Annotated in this window: 16 protein-coding genes; 8 read left to right on the top strand and 8 right to left on the bottom strand. The window is 57.9% G+C overall.

What is annotated here, in order from left to right:
- Positions 1 to 336: 336 nt before the first annotated feature.
- The 3 genes from E4O98_RS06035 to E4O98_RS06045 are packed head-to-tail and all read right to left on the bottom strand — an operon-like array spanning position 337 to position 2,563.
- Entirely contained in the window at positions 337 to 843 is a 507-nt protein-coding gene (locus tag E4O98_RS06035) for a GNAT family N-acetyltransferase (RefSeq protein WP_032877554.1), read from the bottom strand.
- Positions 840 to 1,253, bottom strand: a complete 414-nt coding sequence (locus E4O98_RS06040) for an NUDIX domain-containing protein (protein ID WP_005785212.1) — start codon at positions 1,251 to 1,253, stop codon at positions 840 to 842. The genes E4O98_RS06035 and E4O98_RS06040 overlap by 4 nt, the downstream gene beginning before the upstream one ends.
- Positions 1,250 to 2,563, bottom strand: a complete 1,314-nt coding sequence (locus tag E4O98_RS06045; RefSeq protein WP_032877556.1) for an HD domain-containing phosphohydrolase — start codon at positions 2,561 to 2,563, stop codon at positions 1,250 to 1,252. Before E4O98_RS06045 ends, E4O98_RS06040 begins: the two co-directional genes overlap by 4 nt.
- Before the next feature lie 217 nt (positions 2,564 to 2,780).
- Here E4O98_RS06045 and E4O98_RS06050 point away from each other — a divergent pair, with 217 nt between their 5' ends.
- From E4O98_RS06050 to E4O98_RS06065, 4 genes are read left to right on the top strand one after another with little or no spacing between them, the layout of a single operon-like run.
- Positions 2,781 to 4,655, top strand: coding sequence for a GGDEF and EAL domain-containing protein (locus E4O98_RS06050; protein ID WP_032877557.1), 1,875 nt, complete (start codon positions 2,781 to 2,783; stop codon positions 4,653 to 4,655).
- Positions 4,656 to 4,713: 58 nt separating this feature from the next.
- Complete coding sequence (locus E4O98_RS06055) at positions 4,714 to 5,649, top strand: cytochrome c peroxidase (RefSeq protein ID WP_228309894.1); 936 nt, start codon at positions 4,714 to 4,716, stop codon at positions 5,647 to 5,649.
- Complete coding sequence (locus E4O98_RS06060) at positions 5,646 to 7,463, top strand: DAHL domain-containing protein (RefSeq protein WP_228309389.1); 1,818 nt, start codon at positions 5,646 to 5,648, stop codon at positions 7,461 to 7,463. Before E4O98_RS06055 ends, E4O98_RS06060 begins: the two co-directional genes overlap by 4 nt.
- Positions 7,460 to 8,839, top strand: a complete 1,380-nt coding sequence (locus E4O98_RS06065; protein WP_032877560.1) for an ATP-binding protein — start codon at positions 7,460 to 7,462, stop codon at positions 8,837 to 8,839. Before E4O98_RS06060 ends, E4O98_RS06065 begins: the two co-directional genes overlap by 4 nt.
- Positions 8,840 to 8,859: 20 nt before the next feature.
- Here E4O98_RS06065 and E4O98_RS06070 read toward each other — a convergent pair whose 3' ends face one another.
- Together E4O98_RS06070 and E4O98_RS06075 are read right to left on the bottom strand one after the other, a co-directional pair.
- Positions 8,860 to 9,129, bottom strand: coding sequence for a type B 50S ribosomal protein L31 (locus E4O98_RS06070; protein ID WP_078820386.1), 270 nt, complete (start codon positions 9,127 to 9,129; stop codon positions 8,860 to 8,862).
- 179 nt (positions 9,130 to 9,308) lie between these two features.
- On the bottom strand, positions 9,309 to 10,187 hold the full coding sequence (locus E4O98_RS06075) for a hypothetical protein (protein ID WP_248134402.1): 879 nt from the start codon (positions 10,185 to 10,187) through the stop codon (positions 9,309 to 9,311).
- A gap of 238 nt (positions 10,188 to 10,425) precedes the next feature.
- On the opposite strand from E4O98_RS06075, the gene E4O98_RS06080 reads away from it, so the two are divergent.
- The 3 genes from E4O98_RS06080 (at position 10,426) to E4O98_RS06090 (ending at position 14,685) form a co-directional block, all read left to right on the top strand.
- Positions 10,426 to 12,045: an FMN-binding glutamate synthase family protein gene (locus E4O98_RS06080; protein ID WP_248134404.1), complete on the top strand. Its 1,620-nt coding sequence runs from the start codon at positions 10,426 to 10,428 to the stop codon at positions 12,043 to 12,045.
- Between the two features lie 12 nt (positions 12,046 to 12,057).
- Positions 12,058 to 12,342, top strand: a complete 285-nt coding sequence (locus tag E4O98_RS06085; RefSeq protein WP_032877566.1) for a putative quinol monooxygenase — start codon at positions 12,058 to 12,060, stop codon at positions 12,340 to 12,342.
- 93 nt (positions 12,343 to 12,435) lie between these two features.
- The gene (locus tag E4O98_RS06090; RefSeq protein ID WP_248134405.1) at positions 12,436 to 14,685 is read left to right on the top strand and encodes a glycoside hydrolase family 3 N-terminal domain-containing protein; all 2,250 of its coding nucleotides are present in this window, start codon (positions 12,436 to 12,438) and stop codon (positions 14,683 to 14,685) included.
- A 36-nt stretch (positions 14,686 to 14,721) separates the two neighbouring features.
- Here the strand turns inward: E4O98_RS06090 and E4O98_RS06095 are convergent, their stop codons facing one another.
- Genes E4O98_RS06095 through E4O98_RS06105 form a run of 3 tightly spaced genes read right to left on the bottom strand, consistent with a single transcriptional unit; the run spans position 14,722 to position 17,625 of the window.
- On the bottom strand, positions 14,722 to 16,293 hold the full coding sequence (locus E4O98_RS06095; protein ID WP_164699509.1) for a glycosyltransferase family 39 protein: 1,572 nt from the start codon (positions 16,291 to 16,293) through the stop codon (positions 14,722 to 14,724).
- Positions 16,280 to 17,254, bottom strand: a complete 975-nt coding sequence (locus tag E4O98_RS06100) for a glycosyltransferase family 2 protein (protein ID WP_032877569.1) — start codon at positions 17,252 to 17,254, stop codon at positions 16,280 to 16,282. The genes E4O98_RS06095 and E4O98_RS06100 overlap by 14 nt, the downstream gene beginning before the upstream one ends.
- Positions 17,251 to 17,625 (bottom strand): GtrA family protein, encoded by a 375-nt coding sequence (locus E4O98_RS06105; protein ID WP_103733397.1) that lies wholly within the window; start codon positions 17,623 to 17,625, stop codon positions 17,251 to 17,253. The genes E4O98_RS06100 and E4O98_RS06105 overlap by 4 nt, the downstream gene beginning before the upstream one ends.
- A 222-nt stretch (positions 17,626 to 17,847) precedes the next feature.
- Between E4O98_RS06105 and E4O98_RS06110 the strand changes: the two genes are divergently transcribed.
- Positions 17,848 to 18,987 (top strand): OpgC domain-containing protein, encoded by a 1,140-nt coding sequence (locus tag E4O98_RS06110; protein ID WP_148853368.1) that lies wholly within the window; start codon positions 17,848 to 17,850, stop codon positions 18,985 to 18,987.
- The last annotated feature ends 25 nt before the right edge of the window (positions 18,988 to 19,012 follow it).

Consider the following 19,012-nt stretch of genomic DNA (forward strand, 5'->3'; position numbering starts at 1 on the left):
GACATGGATTTGGGGGGTAAACCGGCAGGGATGCCGGTTTAGCCGCCTCGCGCCATGGATGGCGCGTGGCGGCGGCCCCCCAAATCCATGGCGGATTACGGGCACACCGAGCCTAAGCGAGGTGCCGAGTGGTGGGGCAAGAGCCCTTTTGGTTACTTTTGGCTGGGCCGGCATTCCGGGCTCTTTTCCAAAAGTGACCCGCTGTAAAAGCGGAACCAATAGCAGCCGTTACCCAAATAACGGATATGTACTCAGTCTGATCCAGCATCCCAACCAACCCTGAGGCCGCCATCGGGGGCAAGTCGAACCGTCGCACCGCCCCTCCCACATTGGATATCACTGATCTTTTAACTCACGCCACATGTGGATCTTGTCGAAATACTCCTCACCTACCCGCACCGCCAACGGCTCCAAGCCGTACTGAATGAAGCCGCAACGCTGGTACAGCGCAAACGCTGCCTCATTCCCGGCAGTGACAGTCAGTTGGATCAGCTCCAGCCGCGGGTGCCTACGGGCCTCCTCCAGCGCGGCCTCTACCAGTTGCCGGCCCAAGCCTCGCTGTTGATAAGCCGCGCTCACATACATGCCGAATAATGTCGCCTTGTGCCACGCCTTCTCCCGCGGTTCGAACGCCAGGCCGACGATACCCGCCAATTGGTCGCCCTCGAATGCGCCAAGCAGGTGATCCAGCGCGCTGCTCACGCGTTTTTCCCACCAGCTGAGGGGCATCGCGGCGCGCTCGGCAACACTGGAGGTAAACGCCTGGGGATAAGCGCCATAAGCCTCAAGCATCAACGCCCGATACGCCAGGGCATCGCTAGCCTGCAGCGGGCGAATCATCATGCGCTGAGCAAGGAAGCACGATAATGCGGCAGGATGAACTCACGCGTCAGCGGCGCCAACTCCAGGCCACCGTCGCCCATGGGGTCGATCCAGCATATTTCTTCTATTTCAGCCGCCGGTTCGACCGCCACGTCGATATGCAGCTGGTACATATCGGCCTGCACCATAAAACCCGGCTCGTTTGCGGCCCGGCTCGAGAATTGGCCGAGGTACACGGCTTCTTGCGGATTGATGTGCAGGTTCAGCTCTTCGTGCAGCTCACGAGCCAACGCCTGGAGCGGGGTTTCGTCAGCGTCGATCTTGCCGCCAGGCTGCATGAAGGCCCGGGTGCCGCGCTTGCGTACCAGCAGGGTTTGGCCGTCTTTATCGATCAGGACGGCGGCGGCGATGCGGATAGTTGAATGGCTCATGAAGGAATCGAGGTCTCGTCCGGTTGTTTGATGAATATGCTGTATTTGGCACCCTCCATGGCTTCGAAGGCAATCAGCTTGTCTACCAGCGGCAGGTTCAACACCTTGCCGGCGTTGAGCAGCAACATGCCGTTGTCGGCATTGAGGTTGCGGGCCAGCACCATCCCGGCTTCAAGTTCGCGGGTAGTGAGGACTTTGACCGTGGGGTCGCCCAGGGTCACGTCACTGAGGAAAGCCGCGCAGGCCAGCACAAAGTCTTCCACCAGCGTCGGGTCATACAAACGCCCGGCGTATTTGCGGATATACAGCAGCGCTTCGTCGCTGTTCAGGTGCCGCTCCAGGATCAAGCCCTTTTGCAGCTCGATGAAATCCACCGCCAGCTTCAACAACCGCGCCCCCGCCGGAATGGCCTCGCCCTTGAGGTGGTCGGGAAACCCCGAGCCGTCCCACCGTTCCTGATGATGACGAATGATCCGCGCTGCATCCTTCATCGGCTCCAGGGTCATCAACAGTGATTCGCTTTGCGTCGGGTACTCGCGATACTGCGCGCGGTCGGTGCTGTGCAGCTTGTCCGCCGGCGACACCATCATGCTGTCGCTCCAGCTCAGCTTGCCGATGTTGTACAGCGCGGCGGCCATGGTCAGGTCGCGGGTGCTGGCTTCGTCCAGGGACTGGGCGGAACAGCACACGCGGATCAGCTCGATCAACGCGCGGTTGGTCTGCTTGTTCTTGGGCAAGCGCAGGTTGGCCAACAGCGAAAACACTTCAGTGCCGGTCACGTAGCTGCGCTTGAGCTCGTCATAGGCCAGGTCGAGCATATCGGCGGTCTGCTGCAACTCGGCGGTGCGCGCGGTCACGCGTTTTTCCAGGGTGGCGTTGAGCGCTTTGAGCTGCTCGTTCTGCTCGCGGGTCAGGTGTTGGAGCCGCTGGTGTTCGAGGCACTGCTGCAGCACCAGTATCAGCTCTGCGTCATTCCAGGGCTTGCTGATGTAGCGGTGGATCTGCCCATCATTGATTGCCTTGATGATGGTGTCATGGTCTGCGTAACCGGTGAGCAGGATGCGGCCGGTGGCGGGATACAGGCGGTGAACCTGCGCCAGAAGCGTGGCCCCGTCCATACCGGGCATACGCGCATCGCTCATCACCAAATCCACGGGCCGACTGGCCATGATCTCCAGCGCCTGGGTGCCGCTGGTGGCCAATAACACCTCGTAAGGCTGGCCGCGCAGCAAGCGGCGCAGGCTATTGAGGATCGATTCCTCATCGTCAACCAGCAAAACGGCAGACTTCGTAGCGAGTTGTTCATCCATGGTGACTCTGCCTTCAAATTGAACGAAGTTAAGCTAGATTGACGCGGGGGCGTGCCGTACCGGCTCCCGGCGCACAGCGCTGTTGATTTGACGCCAAGTGGCCGTCGATATCAAGGAGTTCGACTATGCTGTCACTGCCAGTTGGCACCGAGCTACGCAGTCCAGCCAGGGAAGGAATCGCTATGCAATCAAATCTTTTGCCTAGGCCAGACGCGCCATGAACACCCAAGGTGAACGGGCCAACCGTCGCATCCTCATCGTCGATGACACCGCCTCGATCCATCAGGACTTTCGCAAGATCCTCTGCGCCGATGAAGACGGCAAGCCCTCCCTCGACACCCTGGAGTCGACCCTGTTCGGTACCACTGCACCGTTGCGCCAAGCGTTCGAGCTGGATTCCGCCTACCAGGGTCAGGAAGCGCTGGCGCTGGTGAACAAGGCGCTGGCGGACAACGCCCCCTACGCCATGGTGTTTATCGACATGCGCATGCCGCCCGGCTGGGACGGGCTGCAAACCATCGAACAGCTATGGAACGTCGACCCCAACCTGCAAATCGCCCTGTGCACCGCCTACTCCGACTATTCCTTTGAGGCCATCGAAGCGCGACTGAAATACAGCGATCAGTTGCTGATCCTGAAAAAACCTTTCGACCCCTTGGAAATCCGCCAGATGGCCAGCGCACTGACCTGGAAATGGCAACTGGCCCAGGACGTGGCCCACAAGGTGCTCGGCCTGGAACGCATCATTGAAGAACGCGTGCAGGAACTGCTCAAGGTCTCGCACCTGTTGCAATACGATGCCCTCACCGAGTTGCCCAACAGCACGTTACTCGGCGACCGGCTGACCCAGGCCATCGCCCTGGGCCGGCGGCATGACTCGCAACTGGCGGTGATGTTTATCGGGCTGGACCGCTTCAAACGCATCAACAACGCCCTCGGCTATCCGGTGGGCGATGAAGTGCTGCAGCACGTCAGTCGCAGCCTGGTGGCGACGGTACGCGCTTCGGATTCAACGTTTCGCTACGGCGCCGATGAGTTCGTGATCCTGCTCAACGATATCCAACACCCTCAGCAAACCCAACACATTGCGCAAAAACTGCTCAGCGCCGTCAGCGCAACGCGTCATATTGCGGGGCACGACCTGAACGTCACCGCAAGCCTGGGTATCAGCATTTACCCCAATGACAGTACCAATGCGGTGCAACTGATCAAGCACGCCGAAACCGCCATGCGCACCAGCAAGGAACGTGGCCCCAACGACTTCAGCTTTTACACCGAAGACATGAACCGCCGCGCCCAGCACCAGCAAAACCTGGAGAGCGCGATGCGCCAGGCCCTGGAACGCCATGAGTTCGTCCTGCATTACCAACCCAAGCTGGATCTGGCGTCCGGGCGGATCGTCGGCGCCGAGGCGTTGACCCGCTGGTTTGAACCGCAGTCAGGCTGGATCAGCCCGGCGCAGTTCATTCCGGTGGCCGAAGACAGCGGGCTGATCGTGCGCCTGACCCAGTGGGTGTTGCGCCAGGCCTGCGAGCAAGCCCAAGCCTGGCGGGATCTGGGCCTGGCGCCGCTGCGCATGTCGGTGAACATCTCGGCGATCGACTTTCGCCAACGGGACTTCGTCGACAACCTGGCCGCCATCCTCAAGCAAACCGGCCTGCCGCCCGCCCAGCTGGAGCTGGAAATCACCGAAAGCGTGCTGATGCAGAATGTCGACGAGACCGTAGATACCCTGCGCAGAATCAAGGCCATGGGCGTGCGTCTGGCGCTGGATGATTTCGGTACCGGCTATTCGAGTCTGAGCTACCTGCGGCGCTTTCCCATCGATGTGCTGAAAATCGACCAGTCCTTCGTGCGCGGCCTCAGCGTAAATAACCAGGACGAACAACTGATCAGCGCTATCATCGGCATGGGCAAGAGCCTGGAGCTGAACATCATTGCCGAAGGCGTGGAAACCGTCGAGCAACTCAATTTCCTCAAGGCCCACAAGTGTGAAGAGGGCCAGGGTTTTCTCTTCAGCAAGGCGTTGCCCCCCAAGGATTTCGTGCAGTTGCTGCAAGTGGGTTGCGCGACACTGATGCCCCATCCATAGCCCTAGGCCTGCAAGGAGTGCTCGCTTGAGCAACGTTTCAACTACCCGATTCAGCCTTGTGCTCGCGTTGGGCCTGTGCACCGGCGCAGTACTCGCGGCCGCACCGCTGGACGAAGCCCTAAAGCCGTTGCCGAGTGTTCCCCTACAGGATCCGGCCAAGGTTGAGCTGGGCCGTCGGCTGTTCAATGATCCGCGCTTATCGGCCAATAACAGCTTGTCCTGCGCCAGCTGCCATCACCTGGAAACCGGCGGCGCCGACAACAAACCTTTCTCCCTTGGCCTGGATGGCAAGCCGGTGCCACTCAATACGCCCACCGTGTTCAACGCCAGCCTGAACTTCAAGCAGTTCTGGAATGGCCGGGTGGACACCCTTCAAGCGCAGATCGAGCACGCGGTCATCAGCCCGGTGGAAATGGGCAGCGACTGGAAAGCTGTGGAATACAACCTGTCCGCCTACCCTGATTACCAGCGCGCCTTCGCGCAGGTGTATGCCGATGGCGTCAGTGCCGCCAACGTGCAGGATGCGCTGGCGAGTTACGAGCGCACGCTGCTGACGCCCAACTCGCGGTTCGACCAGTACCTGCTGGGCAACACCGAGATACTGACGATCAAGGAAAAATACGGCTACCAGCGTTTCAAGGAGTACGGCTGTATTGCCTGCCATCAGGGCGTGAATATCGGCGGCAATATGTTGCAGAAATTCGGCGTGATGGACGATTACTTCAAGGCACGAGGCAACCCGGTCGAATCGGACCTGGGCCGCTACCTGCTGACCGGCGATGAAGAGGACCGCCACGTGTTCAAGGTGCCCAGCCTGCGCAATGTGGCCGTCACCGCACCTTACTTCCACGACGCCTCGGCCAAGACGCTTGAAGAGGCGGTTGACGTGATGTTCAAGTATCAGTTGGGGCGCAATCCTTCTCAGGAAGACAAGGAGCTGATTATCCAGTTTCTCAGAACCTTGACCGGCGAATGGGCGGGCAAGCCGCTATGAGACGTTTCTCGCGCCGTCGTGCCAGCCAGATGCTGCTGGGCCTGATAGCCTTGTTATTGGCCTCTACACTGGTGTTTTTGTACCTCAAATCTTCCCGCGACCAAACAGCCACTTATACCCAGTCCCGGGACCTGATCCGCCAGCTTCAGCAACTCAATGCCCAATGGGACAGTGAAGTGCTCAAGGCCCGGATCGCGATTACCCACAACTACGATCCGCTGGTCACGCCCCTCTCGGACATGACCCGTATCTGGTCTGAACTACAAGGCCGCGACACCTACCACAACCCTGCCGACCTGCCGAGTTGGCAAGCCAGCCAGGCAGCGTATGTGGCCGCCATCCAGGAAAAAGCCCGACTGGTGGATCAGTTCAAGTCCCACAACGCCGTGTTGCGCAACTCGCTGGCGTTTTTGCCGACCGCCGAAGACGACATTCAAGCCCAATTCAACCAGATTGACGATCAAGGCCGGCTGCAACTGCAAGGCGTGGCCACCGACACTTACGACCTGCTGCTCAGCAGCCTGGAGTTTGCCCAGGTCACCAGCGATGAACGCGCCGCCGATATCCTGGTGGGCCTGGGCAAACTGGCGATCAACAAACAGAGCCTGCCCAGTGAGTTCCAGGCGCCGGTGGATATCCTCAGCAACCATATTTCGCTGATCCTGCGCGAGCAGCCGCTGGTCAACAGCCTCCTCGAACGCATTGCCGCCGTGCCGGTGGCCGAGCGCCTCGATGACCTGACCACCCACCTCAATCAGGACCAGCAGACCGCGGACCTCGTTGACCATCAATATCATCGCTACCTGCTGATCTTCTCGACGCTGCTGGTGGTGCTGTTGCTCTACCTGGCGGTGCGTCTGCTGCGCAGTTTCGCCGAGATCAACCGCGTCAATCGCGCCTTGCAATCGGCCAACGAAACCCTGGAGCAACGGGTGGAACGGCGCACCCAACAACTCAAGGATGCCCAGAGCGAACTGCTGGACAGCGCCCGCCAGGCAGGCATGGCAGAGATCGCCACCAACGTGCTGCACAACGTCGGCAACGTGCTCAACAGCGTGAATATTTCTGCCGAGCTGGTCAGCCGTAAACTGCGCGGCAGCAAAGCGCTGGGCCTGGGCAAAGCGATGCAATTGATCAACGCACACCAGGGCGACCTGGGCACCTTTCTCACCGAAGATGCAAAGGGCAAATTGCTGCCCGGCTACCTCAACCAACTGGTGGAAGCGATCGCCATGGAGCAACAGGGCATGAGCGATGAGCTGGCGCAACTGAGCAAAAGCATCGATCACATCAAGGACATCGTCTCGACCCAGCAATCCTATGCCGGCGCCGCCACATTGCTGGAGCCAATCAATATCGGCGCCTTGATGGACGATGCCCTGCGCATGAACGCCGGCGCGCTGAGCCGTCACCACGTCACTGTGGTCAAGGAATACGCACAGGTACCGCAGATCCTCGGCGACAAGCATCGCCTGCTGCTGATCATGGTCAACCTGATCAGCAACGCCAAGTACGCCATGTCCAACCTTTCCGAGAGGCCACGGCAAATCACGCTGAAGGTCGAGGCCCAGGGTGAAGATACCTTGAAGATCAGTGTGAAGGACGATGGCGAAGGCATACCACCCGAGAACATGACACGGATCTTCACCCATGGTTTTACCACGCGCAAAGAAGGCCATGGCTTCGGCCTGCACAGCTGCGCCCTGGCCGCGGTGCAAATGCACGGCCAGCTCAGTGCTCACAGCGACGGGCCGGGCCTCGGCGCGGTATTCACCTTGACCATTCCCCTGACCCTTGCCGGAAGCAGCTCATGAACCAACCTCCCAACCGGCGCGTCCTGCTGATCGATGACACACCGTCCATTCATGAGGATTTTCGCAAGATCCTGATGCCGGATACTGCGCCCAACCAGGCGCTGGATGACATGGAGTCGGCACTGTTTGGTGACGCGGCCAAGCCCCAGGCCCAGGCGTTCGAACTGCATTCGGCCTATGGCGGCGAAGAGGGCCTGGGCTTGCTCACCAGCGCCATGGCGCAGCAGCGTCCTTATGCACTGGCGTTCGTTGACATGCGCATGCCCCAAGGCTGGGACGGCGCGAAGACGATCGAGGCGTTATGGCAGGTCGCACCCGAGTTGCAAGTGGTGGTGTGCACCGCGTACTCGGATTACTCCTGGGAAGACCTGCTGTTGCGCCTGCAGGCCCATGACCGTTTGCTGATCCTGAAAAAACCGTTCGACAATATTGAAGTGCAACAAATGGCCAATACCTTGGCCAATAAATGGGACATGGCCCGGCGTGCGTCGCTGCAAACATCTCTGCTGGAACAACTGGTTGAAGAACGCACCCAGGCGCTGCAATTGGAAATCAACGAGCGCAAGCATCTGGAAAGCCAACTGGTGCAGTCGGAAAAGCTCGCCTCCCTTGGGCAGCTCGCCGCCGGCGTCGCCCATGAAATCAACAACCCGGTGGGGTTTATTTCCTCCAACCTCAGCACGCTCGACAGCTACTTCACGCAGCTGCAACAGATGCTCGACGCCTATCAACGCAGCGAGGAACACCTCGCGGCGCCAGAACAGCGGGATCAGCTAAAGGTTTTGCGCACCGACCTGGAACTGGATTTCCTCAAGGAAGACATACCGATCCTGATCCGCGAATCCAAGGAAGGGATTGGCCGTGTCGTGCAGATCGTCAAAGACCTGAAGAACTTCTCACGCGTGGATAACGACCAGACCTGGCAACTGGCTGACCTGCAGCAAGGCATCGATTCGACCCTGAACATCGTCGCCAGCGAACTCAAGTACAAGGCCGACGTGGTCAAGCACTACACGCCCCTGCCGGACATCGAATGCCTGGCCTCGCAGCTCAATCAGGTAGTGATGAACCTGGTGATCAATGCGGCCCAGGCCATGGGGCCCCAGCGTGGCACCATTACCATCAGCAACGGCGTGGAAGGCGAGAATATCTGGCTGGAAGTGGCCGATAACGGCTGCGGAATTGCCCCTGAAAGCTTACAGAAGATTTTCGACCCGTTCTTTACCACCAAGCCTGTGGGCGAAGGGACTGGACTGGGATTGTCACTGTCCTACGGCATCATCAAGAAACACGGCGGGGATATCTCCGTCAGCAGCGAACTGGGCAGGGGCACGACATTTCGCGTGGTGTTGCCGATTCGCCAGAAGGCGGCGTAGGGCACGCCGCCGAATCATCCTCACGCGTCGGCTTTCGGGGTCGACCCAAACGAGGCAAAGCGCTTGTTGAAGCCGGCAATGCGGCCTTCGGCTTGGGTCTTGCGCTGTTGGCCGGTGTAGACCGGGTGCGAAGCACTTGAAACATCCAACGGGATATAGGGATAGGTGTTGCCGTCGCTGTGTGTGTGGGTGCGGTCGCTGTCGGCAGTGGAGCCGATGAGGAAGTACACGTCGGCGGCGGTGTCGTGGAACAGTACGGTGCGGTAGTCGGGGTGGATACCAGCTTTCATAAGGCCTCCGGGGCGTTTGGGTGCATTAGACATGTTATACAGTAACACTAAAAAACACCTGCAAACGAGAACCGATTGCAATAATACCAGCAGGAAAAGTTCTAGCCGTTTCCTGGAGGTCCCTTTCCAGGAAATCGAGCTAATCCATGATTGAGCTCATCGGTTCAAACCAATCCGACTCAACTGCCGGTCGCCCCGAGTTTTGACTTAACCAAATCAGGCGTGGCTTGGTTGTGCTTCACTGCGTTGACATAGCCTTGAACGACCCCCACCAAATTCCCCCTCGCAGCACTGAAAAGTGCCTGGTCAAAACCATCAGCCCGAGTTTTATCGAACCCCTTCTTGGCCCCCTTCACAGCCTCCGCCAACCCCGCATTTGAGTCGCTGATGCCCAGGAGAATATTGCTCAGCCCCGGGATAAACCAGGTTCTCTTGCCGATCTTACCGGAAACATGCTGCAGGTTATCTTTGTTGGCGCCGCCCTGGGTGACATGGCGGTCGTTGGTACTGTCCAAGCGGTGATGGTGCCGTAGGGCTGAATAACCTTGCTCCGTAAAGTCCTTCCACATGCCTGCCGGCGTGCCGTGCCGCGCATCACCGCTACGGGTGATGCCTTCAAGGTCGCCATTGTCATGGGCTTTGCCTCGGTGTTCGCCTGTAGTCGATAAAGACGTATCGATATAGTTAAGCACCCGCGCAGCGTTGAATGCGGCATCCGCTCGTGACTCAGGGTCTTTATTGTTGCTCGTCCAATCACCCAGAAGTTTGTAAGCTAATGGACGATTTATATCTTTTTGATGGCCGAGGTTTTTGAGGATCGGATTGTCGTTGATGATTTCGTCCGCAGTGCGGGTATCACCCGGTGGACGGCCAGTGGAGATTTCCGGCTTGCGACTCACATTCCGCTCAGGTTTCTCGATACCTTCCATTCGTTGATGTTCTTGGGCGACTTGCTCTCGTTGGGAGCCGGTTAATTGGCTTTTATCCCAGTTGGGAATGATCGGGATATAAATCGAGGCATGATGAGTATTGTTCGATGCCGATATCGATATAGACATAGGTAAGTCTCTCGCTCTGTTGTTATACATTCCTTCTGATTAACAGCGTCCTTAGTCTTACATTCGATGAATGGTGATTGGGCAGTCATAAGTTCCTCTATGAGGCTGATAGCTTTTTTTGTCTGGACTGATACATAGACGCACAAATACGCGACTGAGCGATCAATCCTTGTCCGTGCTTAATCCAGAGGTGCAGAATGGGTGATCGACCTGAAGAGTCCGAACCCAAGGAAACCGTATGAGCCTGTCCTTGTTAAGCCGCTACGCCTTCTTTGCTGTGTGCGTCATTTTCACCCTCGCCAGCCTGCCCTTTATCGAACACGAATGGTTGTGGCCCATTACTCTGGTCACCGGCATCCTCAGCCTGATCGGCATTTTCGACCTGCTGCAAAGCCCCCAAGCGGTGCGCCGCAACTACCCGATCCTGGGCAATATCCGTTACCTGGTGGAAGGCATCCGCCCGGAAATCCGCCAATACCTGCTCGAATCCGACAGCGACGCCCTGCCCTTCTCTCGGGCCCAGCGTTCGCTGGTGTATTCGCGCGCCAAGAACGAAACCGCAGACAAGCCCTTCGGCACCTTGATCGATGTATACCAGTCGGGCTTCGAATTTATCGGCCACTCCATGCGCCCGGCACCGTTGAGCGACCCCAGCGCATTTCGCGTGATGGTCGGCGGCCCGCAGTGCACACAACCGTACTCGGCGTCGGTGTTCAACATCTCGGCCATGAGCTTCGGCTCGCTGAGCGCCAACGCAATTCGCGCGCTCAACCAAGGTGCCAAACTCGGCAACTTTGCCCACGACACCGGTGAAGGCAGCATCAGCCCCTACCACCGTGAAAACGGTGGCGACCTGACCTGGGAACTGGGCAGCGGCTACTTCGGCTGCCGCACCAGCGACGGCCGTTTCGACCCGGAGCGCTTCGCCACGCAGGCGCAAAACCCGCAGGTGCGCATGATTGAAATCAAGATGAGCCAGGGTGCCAAGCCCGGCCATGGCGGGATCCTGCCCAAGCACAAGGTCACCCAGGAAATCGCCGACACCCGCGGCATCATGATGGGCGAAGACTGCATCTCGCCGTCACGCCACAGTGCGTTTTCCACGCCCATCGAACTGATGCACTTCATCGCCCAATTGCGTGAACTGTCCGGCGGCAAACCCGTGGGTTTCAAGTTCTGTCTGGGCCACCCGTGGGAATTCATGGGCATCGCCAAGGCCATGCTCGAAACCGGCATCCTCCCCGACTTTATCGTGGTCGATGGCAAGGAAGGTGGCACCGGCGCAGCCCCCGTGGAGTTCACCGACCATATCGGCGTGCCGCTGCGTGAGGGTTTGCTGTTTGTGCACAACACCCTGGTGGGCCTGAACCTGCGCGACAAAATCAAACTCGGCGCCAGCGGCAAGATTGTCAGTGCGTTCGATATCGCCAGCGTCCTGGCCATCGGCGCCGACTGGGCCAACTCGGCACGTGGCTTCATGTTCGCCATTGGCTGCATCCAGTCCCAGTCATGCCACACCAACAAATGCCCGACCGGCGTGGCCACGCAAGACCCACTGCGCCAACGTGCCTTGGTCGTGCCGGACAAGGCCCAGCGTGTGTTCAACTTCCACCGCAACACGCTGCACGCCCTGGCCGAAATGCTTGCCGCCGCGGGCCTGGATCATCCGTCGCAGTTGTCGGCCAAGCACTTGGTGCGACGCATGTCGGCAACAGAGATCAAACTGTTCTCGCAGCTGCATGTGTTCTTGAAGCCCGGCGAATTGCTCACGGGAGACGTGAACGGCGAGTTCTATTCGCGCATGTGGCAGATGGCGCGAGCAGACAGTTTTGAGCCCCATGAAACCGCTGCTGCCTGAAGGACGCCTACCATGTTGAAAGTCATCGCTGAAGACTTTATCAAGCCCGAGCACCTGGAAACCGTGCGCCCGTGGTACGCCGAACTGGTGGAAAAAACCCGCCAGGAACCGCTGTGCGTTGCCTACGATCTGTTTGTCGATCAAAAAGACCCAGGGCATTTTATCTTTATCGAACAATGGCCTGATCAGGCGGCGCTGGATGCGCACTGCCAGACCGAGCACTTCAAACGGTTGGTGCCGCAGATCAACGCGTATCAGGCCAAGCCGTGCCGGGTTTTGCTGATGGCCCCTGTCTGAAAACAGCCCCGCACTGTCAACTCTGACAGTAGATGATCCTGCTCGGATGCAAAATACTTGAAGGCATACACCCTGCCCATGGACGGCGCAACCATGCCTTTAAGTTTAGCCTCATTACTACTCGTCTCCCTCCCGCTAGTGGCCGTAGCCCAGAATGATCCGGTCGAGGACCTACTAGCGAAAATGAGCCTTGAAGAAAAAATCGGCCAGCTCAGCCAACTCAGTATCCAGAGCACGCCTACCGGCCCCGTCATTGATCAAGGCGAACAGACGCAGATGCCAGTGGCCCTCGTGGGCTCGGTACTGGGGGCCAGCAGCGCGCAAGCTACCCGTCAGTTGCAGGAGCAGGTGGTTAACGGTTCCCGGCTGCATATCCCCTTGTTATTCGCTTATGACGTCGTGCACGGTTTTCGTACAGTGTTCCCGGTCTCCCTGGCGCTAGCCTCAGCCTGGGACCCGGACTTGGCCCAACGAACCGCTCGCGTGGCGGCCGTTGAGGCCACCGCCAGTGGCGTGCATTGGACCTTTGCGCCCATGGTCGATATTAGCCGTGACCCGCGTTGGGGCCGCGTGGTGGAAGGTGCTGGCGAAGATCCGTTCCTTGGCTCTGCATTGGCCGCCGCACTTGTGCACGGGTTCCAGGGTGCAGGTGCACCTGACATCTCATCCATGCTCGCTACGGCAAAACACTTTGTCGCCTACGGGGCTGCCGAAGGCGGTCGAGACTACAACGTCGCCGATCTGTCGGAGCGGACACTGAGAGAGGTTTACTTGCCTCCCTTCCAGGCAGCCGTCGCGGCCGGCGTCGATGCAATCATGCCGTCGTTCAACGAGCTGGCCGGCGTTCCCATGCACAGCCATACCGCCCTGCTGACCGGTCTGTTGCGCAAGCAGTGGGGGTTCGCCGGCTTGCTGGTCAGTGATTTCAATGCTGTCTGGGAACTGGGGCCACAAGGTATCGCCGGCACGCCAGCCGACACCGCACGACTGGCGTTCAATGCCGGGGTGGATATCGAGATGGCCAGTCAATCCTATCGCCTGCACCTGCCGACACTGGTGCGCAACGGCCAGGTGTCGCGTAAAAACCTGGATGACGCTGTGCGTCGCGTCCTCAAAGCCAAGCAGCGTCTGGGACTGTTCGATGATCCCTACCGGTACAGCGACGAAGCCCGCGAGCAGGCCAGCCAGCTAACGCCACAGCACCGTGCCCTGGCTCGAGAATCGGCACAGAAATCTATCGTCTTACTAAAAAACAACGACGCGCTGCTGCCGCTCTCCAAACAACCGGGCAAGGTCCTGGTGGTCGGCAGCCTCGCTTCGGACGCCAGCGCCACCATCGGCCCTTGGGCCGGGGCTGCCAACCCCGAAGACTCCGTCACGGTCTTGCAAGGCCTGCGCAATGCGGTAGCCCCTGGCACCGAGATTACTTACCTGCCCGGCGCTTCGCCCGTCAGCCCGCACCTCCAGGACATCACGCGGGTCGAAACAATCGCGCGTGACAGCGACCTGATAATCGCCGTACTCGGAGAAACCGCAGAACAGAGCGGCGAAGCCCATAGCCGCGCCGAACTCGGTCTACCGGGCGGGCAAAATGCGCTACTAAACTCATTACTGGAGACAGGGAAACCCTTGGTCATCGTCCTCATGAACGGCCGCCCCCTAGTGCTCGATGCTTCAGTGCAACAAGCCCATGCATTGCTCGAAACCTGGTTTTTGGGCAGCGAAACCGGAAATGCCGTGGCCGATGTGCTGTTTGGTGACGTCAACCCCAGCGGCAAGCTGCCAATGACCTTCCCTCGCCATGTGGGGCAGATACCCATTTACTACGCGCATAAAAATACAGGCCGCCCACCCAGCGGTGATGGCAGTTACGCATCCGCCTATATCGATGTGCCCTGGACACCGCTCTATCCATTTGGCTTCGGCCTGAGCTACACCTCGTTCAGCTACTCCTCCCCTCGCCTTAGTCACACTCGACTGGCGTCCACACAAACGCTGGGGGTTGAGGTCACCGTCACCAACACCGGCAAACGGGCAGGCGATGAAATCGTCCAGTTATACCTGCGCGATGACGTTGCCAGCGTCACCCGCCCAGTGCGCCGACTACGGGGTTTTCGCAAAATTCATTTGGCACCGGGCGAAAGTCGCAGCGTCAGTTTCTCCCTGGGCCAACAGGACTTTGCCTTGCTCGACGAGCATTTTTCACCGAAGGTCGAAGCTGGCGGTTTTACCGTCTTCGTCGGGCCGGATTCGACTACTGCCAACCAGGCGCATTTCGAGGTGAGCGATACGCGTCAGTTGCCTATCCGAGGCCAATCAGTCCCACCGGCGGTGCCAAACTGAATATGCCCACAGGTTGTTTCCTTACCCTCTCATCACTCACCGACAGCGCTCTTGGGACTGTGCTTGCTCGCCACTACAAATCACATAGAGCGCAAGCACATTATCTCCGGCAGCCTTACTCCAGAGGAGGCGCCAATCTGCAGGAATACGAGCTGCATCTGATTCAAATGCATGGTCAAAAGCCAACCACCATACTCGTTGCGCGCTCTTCAATGTTTGCAGGTTATCGAGATAAATTTCATCACTAAACTTCATTAAGGGCGCGTGAAAATCATTAAAGCCAGGACGGCCTGAGCGACCTTCCTTGAGCGGTGGCGTGTAAAACAGTACCGTTACTGACTTCCCGCTATAATATTCAGCGGCATAAAACAGGTAGACATCGCTTGCGACTAAGATGTCACCAGCGGCGACACCACTATTAAAATCTGCCATTAGTTCAGCTACCCTATTATCCGCCACACGCGAGGGGTTATTCATCGTATGAAAACCATTATAATTATTCCTCAACCCTGCAATTTCCAAACAAACACACACCCCTAAAACCACAGAAAAGACTAATTTATTTTTTATTCCCACTAGAGCAATAGCGATAACCATCGGCAACATCAGCGCAGCAAAAAACAGGTAGCGCTCAACAAATAGTGGGGTCCACAAAGATATTCCAATTGCCCCCAACAAGGTCGAAAACAGACATAGCACCATCAATAGACCAAATTTATGATGACTGCTATCCCCTCGCACGACCACTCCCCCCAAAAAAACTATGATTATCGGCAACAACCAATAAACTAATGAACTATACGTCAACCCATCATTCAGGGTGATAAATCGCCAGAACGCAGACGGCAGACTATAAACCGTCACCGGTTGAATCCAGCCCAGCGTTCCCTTGGCGATATGTTTCGTTAATGAGGGTACCCACGGCATGTAAAGCAATACGATCGCTATATTCGCCATCCACCAATCGAGGCGAAAAACGTAGCGCTGTCCTCCAAAAATACGGCAGCGTACTAGAAGGAGATATAACCAGTGGGACCCGACACAAAATATGGAAAAATAATGAGTATAAAATGCGGCCACTACGGCCAATACATAAACAATCAAATAACGTGCTCGCTCTGGATTACGCACCCAGTAAACCAAGGCCAGCGTGGCACTCGTCAGCTCCACGCCCAACAGACTATACATCCGGACGTCCTGACTATAACGTACAGCTATTGGCAAAAGTGCTAATAACAAACCGGCAACAATTGCGGCTCGCCCATTAGAAACCAAGCGCACCAACCAGATCCCCAACGCTACATTCAAGACCCCTAATGAAGCACTTAGACCACGCATCCAGACCAACTCATCCCCCCCCACCAACATGATCCATCCATGCAAGATCAAATGATAAAGTGGCGGATGAACGTCAAATCCGCTCAACAACCAAATATCCGACAACGAGCATGTAGCCAAAATCAAGCTAAACCCTTCATCTGACCAAATAGAGGCGTCCGTAAGATGATAAAACCGAACCAACCCAGCGACACACAGAACCGTAAACAGAAGCAATGCCCTGTACGTTATATTGCCTACATATTGCACACTCGCACTAGCGGATTTCATGGTTCCGTTCCCGTTGCACTGACGCATCCTGAAAGTTCAAACTGCGCACGGTATTTTTGACCACATACCGCGGCCGATGCTTCGCCTCTATATAAATCCGCCCTATATATTCCCCCAATATCCCAATCCCAATCAGTTGCACCCCGCCCAAAAACAAAATCGCAGTCATCAACGACGGATACCCCGGCACGTCATTGCCAAACAACACCTTGTCCACAATCAAAAACCCGGCATACACCAACGCCAATAACGAAATTGCGCCGCCGATATAACTCCACAACCGCAACGGCAAGGTACTGAACGAGGTAATCCCGTCCAGCGCCAGGTTCCACAGTTTCCAGCCGTTGAACTTGCTCTGCCCCGCAGCTCTGGGAGCACGATCGTATTCAACGATGGCCACCGTGAACCCCGCCCACGACAGCACGCCTTTCATGAACAGTTGCTGTTCCGGCAGCGCCTTGATCACGTCCACGACCTTGCGGTCCATCAACCGGAAGTCACCGACGTTTTCTTCGATATGGGTATAGGCGATAAGGTTGAGCAAACGGTAGAACAGCGACGCGGTGTTACGCTTGAGGTAACCGTCGCTGGAGCGGTCGCGCCGTTTGGCCAGCACCATATCGGCGCCCCGCTGCCACTCGGCGATCAGCCGTGGGACGACGTCCACCGGGTCCTGCAGGTCCACATCCATCGGTACCACCGCGTCGCCCGTGGCGTATTCCAGCCCGGCGAACAAGGCAGCTTCCTTACCGAAATTGCGTGAGAAGTTGATCAGCATTACGTCGTGATCAACCAACGCCAGCGTCTCGGCGGCTTCGGCAGTACCGTCGGTGCTGCCATCGTTGATAAATACGATTTCAACGGTGTGGGCCTGCAACGACGGTTCTTGCCGAACCGCACGGTAGAAATCGGCCACCGTCTGTTCCTCGTTGAACACCGGTACCACCAACGAGATCTTCATTGGCCACGCTCGCGAAACACCACCCACCGTGACAGCAGAAAACCGCACAGCAGGCTGACCAGTGAAAACACCAGCACAGTGATAAGCCCTGGCATGTGCAAATGATCACCCAGCCAACCTACCCCCAGGCTTAGCACTCCCATGCACGTCATGAACAGCAGGTAGCGGCCCAGGGAAACCGGCATGTCAAAGGTGAACAAGGCATTCACATAAAACGAGAAGGATGCCGCCACACAGAATGCCAGAAGATTGCTCAGCGCCTGGCTGAACTCAAACCCTGCCCGCAGCATAAAAAACAACTGCCAATGGATCACCGTATTGGCGACACCGATCACTGTGTAACGAGTGAAACCTTTCCATAGCCGGGCCATACCGTCGTCCTTTGCGGTTGCGTGTTAGCAAGCCACGGCGCGCCTTTTGCGTCTACTGTCAAGGTTGACAGGTGCCCTTATCTACAACTGAGACATTCAGTAATACCCAACCTTTGCAATTGCTTACAAATACCGCCAACCTGCGCCCGCTCGACGTGCCGCGTACGACAACGCGCGCGCTCACCTATCGTCATTCAACTACTTGTTCAAGAGCCCGCTGCCATGCTGAACGGACGCGACCCGCGCATCGATTTTTTTCGGGGCCTGGCGTTGATCTTCATTTTCTGGGATCACGTCCCCCACAACCCTCTTGGCCTGATCACTCTGCGCAACTTCGGCTTCAGCGACGCGGCGGAGGTCTTCGTGTTTCTCGCCGGGTTCGCCTCGGTGCTGGCCTACGGCAAGGTCATGCAGCGAGAAGGTTATTGGATGGCCTGCCTGAAAATCCTGCGCCGCACCTGGGTGTTGTATGTGGTGCATATTTTCCTGCTGGCCATGCTGATGGGTATCGTGTTCTTCGCCAACAACCATGTAGAAACTCGCGACCTGGTGGCGGAGATGGGCCTGACGCACTTCGTCACCCACCCGCAACAGGCACTGACCGACGAACTGCTGTTGCGCTTCAAGCCCAACCTGATGGATCCGTTGCCGTTGTACATCGTCTTGCTGGCTGGTTTGTCCGTGGTGCTGCCGCTGATGGTGCGCGCGCCCTGGGCCGTGGTGAGTGTCTCGCTGGTGGTATACCTGATGGCGCCGTGGATGGGCTGGAACCTGCGCGCCATTGCCGATGGCGTGTGGTATTTCAACCCTGTTACCTGGCAATTGCTGTTTGTGCTGGGGGGCGCCGCGGCGATTTACAGCCAGCGGCCCAGCGCGCCCGAGACACGCCCCTTACAGCGCCAGCCGCTGTTCGTCGCGGCGGCGCTGTATGTGGTGGTAGCCGGCGTGATCACGCTGTCGTGGCTCTGGCCTGAAATCCATGATGCGGTGATGCCCACCACGCTCAGCAACCTGCTGTACCCCATCAGCAAGACCAACCTGTCACCGGTGCGTCTCGTGCACTTTCTGGCGCTGGCCTATGTCACCGCCAAGCTGTTACCAAACCCGCAATGGACGCAAAACCGTCTGGCTGAACGGATTTGCCAGATGGGCCGTTATTCCCTGGAAGTGTTCTGCCTGGGCGTGGTGCTGGCGCCACTGGCGGACATGCTCAATGCCCAGGCGGATGACGCCGTGTTCATGCAACTACTCACCGCCTTGCTCGGTGTGGTGCTGATGTCAGCCCTCGCGGCCTGGATGGAGTTCAACAAACACCTCAACCAGACGCCACGCCCCTTGAAGCGAGACAAGCCAAATAGTTAATGCCCGCCTCGCTGCGCAGGAGCAA

This window comes from Pseudomonas sp. W2Jun17 (assembly GCF_023127795.1).
Taxonomy (GTDB): domain Bacteria; phylum Pseudomonadota; class Gammaproteobacteria; order Pseudomonadales; family Pseudomonadaceae; genus Aquipseudomonas; species Aquipseudomonas synxantha_A.

Coding starts and splice junctions, on each gene's coding strand:
- E4O98_RS06060 (WP_228309389.1), top strand. CDS start 5,646: ATGAGACGTTTCTCGCGCCGTCGTGCCAGCCAGATGCTGCTGGGCCTG.
- E4O98_RS06040 (WP_005785212.1), bottom strand. CDS start 1,253: ATGAGCCATTCAACTATCCGCATCGCCGCCGCCGTCCTGATCGATAAA.
- E4O98_RS06080 (WP_248134404.1), top strand. CDS start 10,426: ATGAGCCTGTCCTTGTTAAGCCGCTACGCCTTCTTTGCTGTGTGCGTC.
- E4O98_RS06070 (WP_078820386.1), bottom strand. CDS start 9,129: ATGAAAGCTGGTATCCACCCCGACTACCGCACCGTACTGTTCCACGAC.
- E4O98_RS06090 (WP_248134405.1), top strand. CDS start 12,436: ATGCCTTTAAGTTTAGCCTCATTACTACTCGTCTCCCTCCCGCTAGTG.
- E4O98_RS06100 (WP_032877569.1), bottom strand. CDS start 17,254: ATGAAGATCTCGTTGGTGGTACCGGTGTTCAACGAGGAACAGACGGTG.
- E4O98_RS06035 (WP_032877554.1), bottom strand. CDS start 843: ATGATGATTCGCCCGCTGCAGGCTAGCGATGCCCTGGCGTATCGGGCG.
- E4O98_RS06075 (WP_248134402.1), bottom strand. CDS start 10,187: ATGTCTATATCGATATCGGCATCGAACAATACTCATCATGCCTCGATT.
- E4O98_RS06105 (WP_103733397.1), bottom strand. CDS start 17,625: ATGGCCCGGCTATGGAAAGGTTTCACTCGTTACACAGTGATCGGTGTC.
- E4O98_RS06095 (WP_164699509.1), bottom strand. CDS start 16,293: ATGAAATCCGCTAGTGCGAGTGTGCAATATGTAGGCAATATAACGTAC.
- E4O98_RS06050 (WP_032877557.1), top strand. CDS start 2,781: ATGAACACCCAAGGTGAACGGGCCAACCGTCGCATCCTCATCGTCGAT.
- E4O98_RS06065 (WP_032877560.1), top strand. CDS start 7,460: ATGAACCAACCTCCCAACCGGCGCGTCCTGCTGATCGATGACACACCG.
- E4O98_RS06085 (WP_032877566.1), top strand. CDS start 12,058: ATGTTGAAAGTCATCGCTGAAGACTTTATCAAGCCCGAGCACCTGGAA.
- E4O98_RS06045 (WP_032877556.1), bottom strand. CDS start 2,563: ATGGATGAACAACTCGCTACGAAGTCTGCCGTTTTGCTGGTTGACGAT.
- E4O98_RS06110 (WP_148853368.1), top strand. CDS start 17,848: ATGCTGAACGGACGCGACCCGCGCATCGATTTTTTTCGGGGCCTGGCG.